Here is an 11,571-nt window from a genome sequence, read left to right as displayed (position 1 = left end):
TGTGCACGTGTTGTATGAGGTTGGGTGGTCCGCGACATCCCAGCCAGCAAACGCCGAGCGTGGAGGATTCCTGTCTATAATCAGCGGGCCTTGCTACCGGCGCGGGCGGACAGCCCCCGCGGCCACTTCACGAGGAGACGCCACATGAATCGGGTGGAATTGAAGAAAGGGATGGAGGGATGGATGTCGGAGAACGGCAATTGCTTCATCCCGGATGACTGGGGTGGGCAGGTGATTTTCGCGACAGCCGCCCCGTTGAACAGCGTCGTGTTCCGGAAGCAGGGATTGAACGACACCTTGTTCAGCAGCAAGACCTACGTCCCCTACGTCTCCACGACGTTCATCAAGGACTGCCTGCACACCGCCGAGGAAATCATGCATCAGTCGCTGTTCGACCCGAAGGAAGGAGCGACGCGCAGCAAGAGCGTGGAGAATGGCTCCGCCTTCGGGAACAGCGTGCTGGAAAACGTTCTCCTTGCCCAAACCCTGCTCAAGGGCAGGGGCAGCAATGACAATGCGGCGCCGCTCGCGAGCCAGGCCTATGTCATCGTCAACATGAAGTGGGACACGGAGGGGACCTCCCCCTACCACGCCGCCGGGGTGGTCGCGGTGGATGGCGGTGACCGCATCACGCTGGAGGTGTTCGCGAGCACCCGCACTTCGTATGCGCGGAAGGAGGCGGGCTGCTATCGCATGTACAAGACGTCGGGCGTCGAGGGACACACCTTCCACGGCGCATGGGGTTCCCAGGAGGAGTATTTCTCCGACAGCGCGGTCACCTTCGCCCTCTGCGCGAAGTGATGAAGCCTCCGGCGCCGGGGCTCGTGAGTCATCCAGCTGTTCCCGGAGCTCACCCCCATTGCAGGAGGAGGGCCCCGTTATCTTCCAGCTCCACCCGCGTCCGGGGTGCCAGCCGGCGTCCCTCGCGGCCCAGGACTTCGCACAACCATTCGGCGTCCCGTCGCGAGGCCCGGTGGGGTCGGAGCTGGCGCAGCTGCATGGGGAGCATGCGCAGGCTGGCGATCCGGCCGTTCGCCGGGTCCACTGACGCCAGGTACATCAAGGCCAGGTCCGGTCGGTATTCCTCGTGGCCGAGGATGCCTTCGTAGTCGTTCAGGAAGTCGCCGCAGCCATGGAGGATGAGGCGGCCGTGGTGGACCTCGATGCCGCGAGGGTGGTGCGAGGAGTGGCCATGGACGACGTCCACGCCAGCCTCGTCGATGAGTGCATGGGCGAAGTCCTGCTGCGCCCGTGGCACCGTGTAGCCCCAGTTTTCGCCCCAGTGGATGGAGGCGATGACGACGTCGCCTTCGCGCTTGAGGTCCGCCACCCGTTTGCCCAGGTGCCTCGCCGTGGTGGGGGACAGGTCGGGCAGCAGGTCCACGCCCGGTCTGTCCTTCCTCGCCGCCCACGATGGCGGAATGCCGCTGCTGACATCTCCGCACGAAAACACCACGACTCGCCGCCCGGTCCCTACAGCCAGGAGCGCGGGCTGCTGGGCCTCCTCCAGGTCCTCACCCATCCCCGAGGTGGCGATTCCCAGACGGCGGAGGGTGGACAGCGTTTGCGCCAGCCCCGGGTGGCCCCAGTCCAGCACGTGGTTGTTCGCCATCGCGCAGCAACTGATTCGGGCCGCCGTGAGGCATTCGGCATTCTCCGGGTGCATGCGGTAGTGGATGCCCTTGTCGGGCCACCACTGCTCGCTCGTGGTGATGCTCGTCTCCAGGTTGATGATCCGCACGTCGGGCGCGGCGTGCTCCAACGCGGCGAGCGCGTCCCCCCAGATTTCACCGAAGCCGACGGGCTTGCGGATGGGGCCGTTGCGCTCCTCGGCGAGCGCGACGTAGTCCCGGGCATCGTGCAGGTAGGACTCATGGATGCCGGGTGGAGCAGGGTGGGGCAGCACCTGATCAATGCCCCTGCCTGTCATCACGTCGCCGCAGAGGAAGAGGGAAACCAACCTCTTGTCTTGCTGGCCAGGAGTCATCATCGACGAAGAACAGGGTGCCCCGAGTCCTTCAGTAGGTGGCCGACTTCTTGGTGGTCACGGCATGGGCGGACGAGATGCGCTTCTCCACCTCTTTTGCGTCGTGGCCACGCGGGCACTTCGGTGCTCGCTCGTCGTGCTCCTGGATGGTCATGAATGCGGTGAAGGGCTCCTGGCACTTGCGGCAGAAGAACTCGTAGATGGGCATGGCGTGCTCCCCCTTTGAAGGAAGATGCGGTCCACCATCGGCAGGTGGCAGGTCACGAGGTGCCAGCCAGCCGTCGGCGCGCCAGGTCGGGCCCGTTGCATGGAACATTTTACAGGATATGGAAGTGGAAACTCCGAGTCGTCGAGTGCCGACAATTCCCCCGGGCCGGCGGGTGAGATGCAACCAATCCGTCGTGTAGGATTCATGCCCTCAAGCACCTTCAACTGGAGGCAGGCCCTTGATCAGCTCCCTCATCCGCCAGGTCGTCACCACGATCCAGGCCGCGGTCACGAAGCCTCCGGTTCCTCCGGCTCCGCCCACGCCTCCTCCCTCCGCCGCGCCGTATTTCCAGGACGGTGTGGACGCGGCGAAGTCCAGCCCCGTGAACCTCAGCGGCTACGGGAACACTCCGTCGGCCGCGGCTGCCGCGAGCGTGGATTCGCCACTGACGAAGGCGAGCAAGGGGGAGAAGGCCGGCCCTGAGTTCATCCACCTGGACGCCGGATGGACTCCGCAGGGACAGGGCTACGACGCCGGGCGCGGTGAAGTGCTCACGACCTATTACAACGACGACCACCGGGTGCTCCTGTCGGTGCAGGACAAGGACTCGGGGAAGGAGACGCATCATGCGGTGCTCGGTGGCCCGCCTCCCGCGGGTCCTCCCAGCCATGGTGGCGGCGTCTCCACGGATGGCGACAACGTCTATGTCTCCGACACGGATCACATCTACGTCTACACGCGCGAGGAGATCGAGGCCGCCCAGAACGAGTGCCGCGAGGCCATGCCCTCCCAGGTCATGGATGTCCCCAAGCCTGAAGGCCTCACGGATCCGGCCACGGGCATCGGCCTGGTCTCCGCCGGCAGCTTCATGACCGTGAAGGACGGCTACGCGTACATCGGTGGCTACAGCAAGGACGGCGATGGCAAGGCGGGTGCCGTCTGGCGGTACGAAATCGACGAGAAGACCGGCGCCCTCATCGAGGACTCTCGCGAGGGCCCCATCCGCGCTCCGGACCGCGCTCAGGGAATGACCGTCGTCGATGGCGGCATCATCTTCACCACGGGCGACAAGAAGCTCATCTACCAGCCGTTCACGTCCACCGAGGACACCTTCTCGGCGGACATCGACAAGCGGGTGGACATCGGCAACGGGCTCATCGACCCCTACGCCCAGGGCGTGAACATCATCGATGGCGAGATCTGGGTCACCTACGAGAGCGGCTCGGACAAGTACCGCGACAAGGTCGACGAGCCCCGCGAACACATCCAGCGCATCCCGCTGGAGGATCTGGACCTCGCGGCGGGATGCCTCACGGCGGAGCAGCTCGAAGGCTGAGGCCCTACACGGACGCGGTCGCCTCCATGTCGGCGAGCGTGAAGTCGTCCATCGTCAGAGTGCCCACCTGGTCGATGGACAGGCCCACGCTGAGGGCCTTCGCCGCGGAGGGCGTGGCGGGCGTGGTCCACTCGGCGAAGGTGTAGCTGCTCTTCGGGGGCAACAGTGGCCCCTGGGACCAGTAGGTCCAGGCTCCCGCGCTGGTGCGGTAGTACGCCTTGAACCGCACCTGCGTGGTGGCCTTGTACCAGGCGGTGATCCGGTAGTGATGTCCCGTGGTCGGCGTGGGCGTGCAGCTGCTGTCGTCCTGACGGGTGATGAGCTTCCGGTCTCCGTCGGTGATCTGCGTGATGCGTACCTGCTGCGCCCAGCTGCCTCCGTGAGCGTCCGACGTCCGGTTCCACGTGAAGGTGTTGTTCCCGAAGCCGCCGCGCTGCCAGCAGTCCGGGGTCCCGTCGCCGTTGCTGTCCGCTTCGAGCGACGGATTCTTCAAGAGCTGCGCGGGGGGCCAGCTCACCGGGGGCTTGAGCACTCCGCCAATGATTGCGTCCATCGTGGCCACGGTGGTGCCTCGCGAGGCGCGGGTGGCCAGCCAGTCGATGAACGCCGTCAGGTTGGCGGGTGAGATGGAATAGGTCTGCGGTGGGTCGCAGGGCCCGCAGATGTGGTGGAAGACGATGGGCACCCAGCCGCCGCCTGAGTCCTCGGCGCGCAGCACGTAGTTCTTCAGGTCCGTCAGCGTGGTGGTCGCCTGCACGGAGCCGTTGGTCCGGATGGCGTACGGGTCCGTGGGAGGCACGGGCTCGGCGGCCGGGCTGCTTCCAGTGGAGGAGGTCCTCAGTCCGCCGCTCTCCCTCGCGGAGTTGTAGTTGCAGTCGATGACGATCTGCCGCGTGGTCGCGTCCTTGTCTCCGAAGGGATAGGCGAAGGACGTGACGCGGAAGCCATCGTTCAGCAGGGCGACCCGGTCGTTGCAGATCTCCTTGCGCTGAGCGTCCGCCGACAGTTCCGTGAGGTGCGGATGGGTCAGCGTGTGGCCGCCAATCTCATGGCCCTTGTCCCGGAGCGTGCGCACCTGGGCGAGCGTGAGGCGACCGGACTGCCCCAGCCTGCTGCTGTTGATGAAGAACGTCCCCCGCATGCCACGGGCCTCCATGGCGGAGGCCGCGATGAGCTGCGAAGCCAGGCAGTCGTCGAAGTTCAGCGAGACGACCACCTGGCCGGGCAGGAGGGCGGTGGCTCGGGTCGTGGGTTCCATGGTGGGTGCTCCCCCTTGTGCACGAGGACTTCACCCACAACCTGTGCATGCGCCTGCAGTTCGGCGCCATCGGCGGACGGGCCGAACGCCCGGCCCCTGCGCGTGCTGGATGCTCAGGGCATCAGGACCATGCGTAATCCCTGCTGTCCTTCGGGCGGGAAGTGGGCGGTATATCGGTGTTCACGCATCCAGCCGGGATTGCGCCAAACCTTGTTGAACTCCGTTTCGTAGTTGAAGAACAACTCCACCCGCTCCTCTGTCGCTCGACCATGCTGGATGACCCGGGCAATGGCTTCGCGGTTCGGATGCTTGTGGCGGCTGCCATTGGTGGAGACGAGGAATCGGGTGCATGAGAGCTTCTGCAGGAGCTTTACGTGGATGTTCTTCCGGCTGCCATGGTGGGGAATCTTGAACGCGTGAAGAGCAAGCCGCTGCGTTGGCGCCGCATGACGCTGCAATGCCGCAAGGAGGTCTTGAGGGTAGGCGTCCGCGCCCAATAGGAGTCGGCAACCCTGATATTCGGCGAGGACGGAGATGCTGCTCGCATTCGGCTTCGACGAGTCGCCCTCGAAGGGCACTTCCAGCAGTGCTTCGAAGGAGGGATCGCCCAACCGGTCATCCTCGGCGGAGAGCTGCCGAGCGGTGGCCCTGCCGGGAACGAGTCCTGCCTCGATCACCGCTTCTTCCCACTCTGGCATGAGCTGCTCCAGGCGCTTCGCGGATGGGGTCAGGACCGTGAGCGTCAGGCCCTGGAAGGCATGGACGGGAAGCGGGCCCGTATCGGGGACCACCACGGCGCCAGACGCGAATCGCCGGTTCCACGGAAGGCGCTGCTCGACCAGCAACTCAGTGAGCCTTTCGCCCGCGACACCGCCCAGCTTGTCATCAGCGCGGGAGACACTCTCCAGGTGCTGCCATCCGTTGAACCAGACCTCTCCAAACGTCACCCCAAGCGATTCACGTGCCTCCAGCAGGTCGATGGCTCCCGCGATGTGATCCTCGTCGATGTGGGTCACGATGAAGAGCTCGAAATGACGGTTCGCCCGAGGAAGGGCCTCGATCCGCGCCTTCAAGTGCTCGAATGTCTCTGGACGGCCCGCGTCGATGAGGATCCGGTGGGGTGTTTCCAGCGCGCCATACTCGAGCAGTAGACAGTCGCCGTCTTGAGCGGGAAGCATCTCCAAGGCAAGCATCCGAACCTCCAGGGCCTGGGTTGCCGACGCCCCCATCTAACCATGTTCTCCACCGCGAGCGGTGTGCACGCGCGTGACGCAGGCCTACTCCTTGTGGCGGGGTCGGACGCGACTCTCATTGCGTCACGGTGGGCCCGGTCGGTGGCGGCAGGGTGACGCAGTCACAAGCCTCTTCGCCTATGTTTCCAGTCCTGTCCGAAGGGTGGCACGGGCCTGGGGTGAAGGATGCGCACGCTGTACCGGGAGTTGGTCGATAGGTATTCGAGTGAGATCACTCGCCAGGCGCTGGCGACCCTGGCGGTCCTCTCCGCGGGACAGGGGATCGACATACGCGATCTGGTCCGTGGCAACTTCGATGCACGAAGACTGAGTCGTTTCGCTCAAGGGGACCGGGTCCCATGTGGATTCCATGAGCAGGACGAGCAGCGCTTGCGCGAAGCGCTCGGTAAGCAGCAGCTCCCTGTCCGTACACTCGCGGAGGCTTGGACCTTCTTCAACAGGTGGCGCCTCGAGATCGTCCAACCGGTGCTGGCTCCCGGCATTCTGGCCTTCTGCGTGGACTTGCTGACCCATCCGGACGTCCGGGCGGCTTCAGTCCATGTCCGCGCGGGGCCGGAGCGGCTTCGGCGCCTGCCCCGATGGCCTCTTCGTGTCATCTCGCCAGGCGGTGCATCCGGAAGACGACTTTCCGAGTTGCTGGCGCACCTGCCCGACGTCGCGAGTGTTCTCGAGCGAAGGCAGAAGGAAGGCGATCTGCTGATCGTGCCAGCGAACGTGAGCATGGTTCCTGGTTCCGGAGGAACGCCGGTCGGCGGCCTGCCCCGAGCATCCCTGGCAATCGCCATCCAGCCAGAAGAGACTGAAACGGAAGACGCGATGGTCTTCGCGCTCTGCCTGAGATTCGCCCTTGATGCGGATGCAGTGGTGGTCGTCCGTGCTTCTGAAAAGCAGCGGAACGCGTTCCTGCATAGGCTGCTCCTTGAATTGATTCAAGGACGACCATTCGATTTGGCGGTTGCGACGTCTGGACTGCAGGAGCTTGCTGCGCCGCCGCTTTTCCTCTCCTCTCAACGGTTTTTGCAGGAAGCCCACCTCGAAACTTTGTCTGTTAGCAATATTGATATTGTGGAGGTTATGGCGGAGCTGCTGAACGATTCGAGAAAATATTCAGGCCCTGTCGCTATTCCTGCCGGCCTGAGTAAGTGGTTGGGAATTGATGCTCGGTGGCTTGATGGGCCCACCTTGGCGAGCGACGTGGTGATACGGTTCATCTACGAGGGTTTCAACTCGAGCCCTTCTGAATTTCTTGGCTGGTTGCTGGAACTCCGGCATCTGTTGAATCAGCAGGCCCGCGACGCCAGCGCCCCTCCGCTCGCAGGCATCAAGCCCCGCGCGAACCTGCTGGACTCCCTGGGAACGCCGACAGGTCCAGGCGCTGCTCGCGCTTCGCGTCACCTCCACGCCAACATCTTCGCGGGCCCCTCTGGCAGCGATGCGCATCCGGTCTTTGGACCCCTGGATGCCGGGCGAGCCTATCGGGTCGAGGTGCATATCGGGCCTCGCTTGCGCTCAGGGCAGGCCCTGCGCAAGCGCTTCCCCGCGGAAAAGTTGCCCCGTCAGAAGGCGGCACACACCTTGATGGTCGTGTTCGCGGACATCTCCGGAGGGGAACCCCTTCCTGAGCCCCAGGTCACTTCGTTGGTTCTTCCGAAGAAGGGGGCCAGTTCGCGCGCGGTGTTCAACTTCACTCCACGCTTGGAGGGGCGCTTCGCCGCTCGGATCGCGATCCTGCATGACAACCGCGTTCTCCAGACCATGAACCTGCGAGCTCCCGTGGGTTCGGAGCAGCCGGAGTCATCGCGCCTGGATGGCGTTCGCCTGGAACCGGAACTGGCCCCCGCGTGGACATTGGAAGAACTCGAGACGCGGAGTTCATTCGACGCCACGCTGGTCTTGAACCACGACGAGGCCGGGACCCCGCGCGCCATGGCGGTCGCCGATGGCGAGGTCCGATGGGTTTCATTGAACGGGTTGGAAAAGGCCCTGCAAGGGATTCGCGGGCAGATCGATCAAGTCACCGACAAGGAACAGTGCCCAACGGGTCTTGAGGACCCTGCCATGGTCCGATTGCTGAGGGTGCTGGCCAAGCAAGGAAGTGATCTCTGGATGGAGGTCATGGACCAGGAGGGAGTGCCGGAGCCGCTGCGGAAGGGGACCCGGATCCAGGTCATCGAGGCGCGCGAGGGAACCTTCCTCCCGGTGGAGCTGTTCTACGACCGGGAATCACCGACGGATGACGCGACGATCTGTCCCCACGCACGCCAGGCGCTTCAAGAAGGTCAATGCCCTGGAGTCTGCCCACAGGGCAGGAGCGCCGAAAGGGTGGTCTGTCCTCTCGGCTTCTGGGGCATGACCCGGGTCATCGAGCGTCAGCGGCGAGGAACGGCCAGCCCCGCGCTCGGGGATGTCGGCCTCCAGCTCAGTCCGACGCAACAGCAGAACCAGATCGCGCTGACACCCGGGGCGCTCTTTGGCTACAGCAGGAAGGTTGACAAGGGCGATCCCGGGAGCTCCGCGAAGGTGCTGAGCGCCCTCAAGGAATCGTTCCCAGAGAGCGACACCGCCGATGGCTGGGCGGCTTGGGAGCAGAAGGTTCAATCACTGGGCCCCTCCCTCCTGGTCCTGCTCGTCCACACCGATAAAGATTCAGAATCGGGGCTCCCGGTCATCGAAATCGCCAACGAATACCTGCGGCGCGCGAAGCTCAAGGCTTCACATGTCCGCAGTGACAAGGTGCCTGCGACCATCGTCCTCTTCCTGGGGTGCGATACCGCGATGCCTCCCGCTCAATACCAGAGCTTCGTGGGGCGGTTCCGGCAACTGGGGGCGGCTGTAGTGCTCAGCACCATCGCGAGCATCCGCGGGCGGCATGCCTGTCCAACGGCGGCCAACGTCATCCGTCACCTCTCCGAGGCCACCGAAGGCGTCCCACGGAGCTGGGGGGATGTATTCGTGCGGATCAAACGAGAACTTCTCGCGAAGGGCGATGCCCTGGTTCTCTGCTTCGCGGCTTATGGAGACGTGGACTGGCAGTTGGTCCATCCCCGGGAGGTGCGGACATGACGCCCCAGGAAATGAAGGCGGTCGCTCGGGAGATGGAATACGACGAGGAGATGGCGTCCACCGCTGCGGGGCGGAAGGCCCAGAGGGTGCTTCAGGATGCGCGCGACCAGGAGTTGAGCGGCAATCTGGAATCAGCTTTGTCCCTGCGAAGGGAAGCGCTGAGCTACTTTTCGGATGACGATGATGGCGCGGCGGCATCATCGGCACGACATGATCTGGCCCATTCACTCACCCTGGGCGCGGCGCTGTCGGACTGGACCGCCATCAATTCCGCCATCGGACTGCTTCGCAGGGCCCTGTCGTCTCCGTCCCGTCAGGCCAGCTTCATGCGCCGGGCGCAAAGCGAGAACTCCCTGGCGGTATGCCTGCGGACGCTGGCACGCCTGCTTCCGGACGAAGACGCAATACCAATACTCAAGGAGATCGAGCAACTCTACCGGAGCGTCATTTCGCACACGGCTCGCTGCGGCCGTGTGGGGTCGAGGCTGCTGGCGGAGGCGCACCTCAATCTGGGCAACCTCCTCTCGGAGGCGGGATCGATCAACAAGGCTGTTCTCGAGTACGAGCACGCCATCTCCGGGGCCTACAAGGCCATGCGTGACAAGAACGGCCCGATGCAGCATGTCATCGCGAGGGCGCGGTTGGGGACGGCCGAAGCACTTCTCGCGCGGGGACGAAAGAACGATCTGCCGGCGGCGGAGACACAGGCCCGAGAGGCCGTGAAGGAGCCCGAGCCCGGACGAGAAGACATCGGTTGGATCCTGTTGGCGGAGATCTCCATGTCTGGGACGGCACCGGAACGGCTCGCCCTGGCGAGGGAGCATCTTCGGAAGGTGCGACCGACGCGACTGGAAAGTGCCCCATGGCGCATCCGCCACGCCAAGGCGTTGCGGCGCGCGGGCGCCCCGGATGAGGCCCTGGGCGTCTTGAAGGATTGGATAGACAGGTCCATCGAGGCGCGGGCCCAGACGATCGCGGATTTCGCCGCGGACGTGGCCGCCATGGAATTCAAATCCGCGGCGGCACTGGGCGCGCGCATTCTCGCCCAGGACAAGGCGGACGGCGTGGGAGCATTCCTCTATTTGGAGAATGCAAGCGGGATGCGGTTCGCCGAAAACCTCAGCGCCTATGCATGGCGGCCGAGGGACCCATTGGCGGCGAAGTTGTCGCGCGAACTGAAGCTCCATACCCACCGTGCCGCCGTCTACGACGGGTGCGCACGCTCTCTGGAGCGGATGGCGCTGACCGCCCAACGGGAGATCCTTCGCGACACCTTGAAGAAATCCCGCGAGCTCCCGCACGAGGAACAAAGCGGCTTTCCTGACAAGGAACATTGGGTCCGGACACTTTCGGCCGCACTGGCCGCTCAGGTGCCCTTGCATTACCTCCAGGCGGAGGTCGAGGCCCACGGAGAGAGAAGCATCCGGTTGAAGTCCGCGCTCCTGCGCCACGACCCCCACTACGCTCAGGTCCATCGTGTCCTGGCGCGCGAAGTGGAACGCGAAGACCTCGAAGCCATCCTGCGCTCGGCGCCAGAACAGGTGTTGATACGTTTCAGTCTGGAGCTGGGAGATCTGCTCGCGGTCGCTGTGTGGATGGACGAAGAACAGCTGGTCGCGAGGAGTGTCTCGCTCCAGGTGAAACCGGAGTTGCGCCGGCTCCTTCGGGCGGTTTCCCGGGGACGCAAGAAGGTTGAGTTCGACCGGGCCAGCCAATTGCTGGCCCAGCTTGACCTGGGGCCCATCCTGCCTGCCGGGCGGCGTCGCAGGGCGGTGTTGCTGCCGTCTCATTCCGCGGCCGCGCTACCGCTCGCGGCGCTGGGACCCGAAGGCAATCGATTGATGGACCATTTCAACTCGCTGGTCTGGCTCGCGGGTCTCCTTCCGCTGCGGATTCGCCCGGCGGCCTGTCCGCCGAGGTCCGGACATGGGGTGTTCGATCCGCGCAGCACGGGTTTCAGTAATATCGCATTGTCCCAATCCCTGGCGGGTGAACGCCGGTTCGTAGGGCACGAGGCCCAAGCCAATGCGCTGGTGCAAACCGTCGCGCAGGCTGAGACCATTTGCATCTACACGCATGGGAAGCATGAGACCGGGGAGATGCCGTCGCTTCAGCTGTGGAACGAAGAGTGGCTGGACACGTCGGTGCTGATGGGCCACGTCGTGGGCTTGGAACGAATGGAGATCTGGGCCTGCCAGACCGGAACGAACCGGGCGACGGACTCGCTGACTCTCCTCCGCCCCAGGGATTCCTGAGACACCTTTCTGGGGGATAGCCTCCCCCTCGTGAGGTGGATGTGAAGAAGCAGAAGCAGGACAGGACGGCAGAGCGCGGTCGGTTCTCGGCGAAGCGGAAGAAGGAGGCCGTGCTCCGTCTGCTCAAGGGCGAGGAGCTCGACGCCCTCTCCCGAGAGTTGGGCGTCACGGCAGCGGTGCTGAGCGAGTGGCGGGAGAAGTTCCTGGCTGG

The 11,571-nt window shown here is 64.6% G+C and carries 9 protein-coding genes; 5 read left to right on the top strand and 4 right to left on the bottom strand.

Annotated elements, in window-relative coordinates:
- The first annotated feature begins 24 nt into the window (after nucleotides 1–24).
- The gene (locus D7V77_RS06470) at nucleotides 25–801 is read left to right on the top strand and encodes a hypothetical protein (RefSeq protein ID WP_147452002.1); all 777 of its coding nucleotides are present in this window, start codon (nucleotides 25–27) and stop codon (nucleotides 799–801) included.
- A 49-nt stretch (nucleotides 802–850) separates the two neighbouring features.
- Here the strand turns inward: D7V77_RS06470 and D7V77_RS06465 are convergent, their stop codons facing one another.
- Nucleotides 851–1,960: a CapA family protein gene (locus D7V77_RS06465; protein WP_233596725.1), complete on the bottom strand. Its 1,110-nt coding sequence runs from the start codon at nucleotides 1,958–1,960 to the stop codon at nucleotides 851–853.
- A gap of 58 nt (nucleotides 1,961–2,018) precedes the next feature.
- Nucleotides 2,019–2,195 (bottom strand): FmdB family zinc ribbon protein, encoded by a 177-nt coding sequence (locus D7V77_RS06460; RefSeq protein WP_120575395.1) that lies wholly within the window; start codon nucleotides 2,193–2,195, stop codon nucleotides 2,019–2,021.
- A 238-nt stretch (nucleotides 2,196–2,433) separates the two neighbouring features.
- Here D7V77_RS06460 and D7V77_RS06455 point away from each other — a divergent pair, with 238 nt between their 5' ends.
- The gene (locus D7V77_RS06455) at nucleotides 2,434–3,531 is read left to right on the top strand and encodes a hypothetical protein (protein ID WP_120575394.1); all 1,098 of its coding nucleotides are present in this window, start codon (nucleotides 2,434–2,436) and stop codon (nucleotides 3,529–3,531) included.
- 4 nt (nucleotides 3,532–3,535) lie between these two features.
- Here the strand turns inward: D7V77_RS06455 and D7V77_RS06450 are convergent, their stop codons facing one another.
- Nucleotides 3,536–4,789, bottom strand: a complete 1,254-nt coding sequence (locus tag D7V77_RS06450; protein WP_120575393.1) for a polysaccharide deacetylase family protein — start codon at nucleotides 4,787–4,789, stop codon at nucleotides 3,536–3,538.
- A 113-nt stretch (nucleotides 4,790–4,902) separates the two neighbouring features.
- On the bottom strand, nucleotides 4,903–5,982 hold the full coding sequence (locus D7V77_RS06445; protein ID WP_147452001.1) for a ComEC/Rec2 family competence protein: 1,080 nt from the start codon (nucleotides 5,980–5,982) through the stop codon (nucleotides 4,903–4,905).
- 225 nt (nucleotides 5,983–6,207) lie between these two features.
- Here D7V77_RS06445 and D7V77_RS43200 point away from each other — a divergent pair, with 225 nt between their 5' ends.
- From D7V77_RS43200 to D7V77_RS06425, 3 genes are all read left to right on the top strand, one after another.
- Entirely contained in the window at nucleotides 6,208–9,105 is a 2,898-nt protein-coding gene (locus tag D7V77_RS43200) for a hypothetical protein (RefSeq protein WP_147452000.1), read from the top strand.
- Nucleotides 9,102–11,360 (top strand): hypothetical protein, encoded by a 2,259-nt coding sequence (locus tag D7V77_RS06430; RefSeq protein ID WP_120575389.1) that lies wholly within the window; start codon nucleotides 9,102–9,104, stop codon nucleotides 11,358–11,360. The genes D7V77_RS43200 and D7V77_RS06430 overlap by 4 nt, the downstream gene beginning before the upstream one ends.
- A gap of 35 nt (nucleotides 11,361–11,395) precedes the next feature.
- Nucleotides 11,396–11,571, top strand: a 176-nt coding sequence (locus D7V77_RS06425) for a transposase (protein ID WP_233596729.1), incomplete at its 3' end; no start/stop codon positions are given.

The sequence above is a fragment of the Corallococcus sp. CA041A genome (assembly GCF_003612075.1).
Classification (GTDB): Bacteria; Myxococcota; Myxococcia; order Myxococcales; family Myxococcaceae; genus Corallococcus; species Corallococcus exiguus.
Note: the sequence above shows the minus strand (reverse complement) of the source record. Positions and strands in the feature narration are given on the sequence as shown.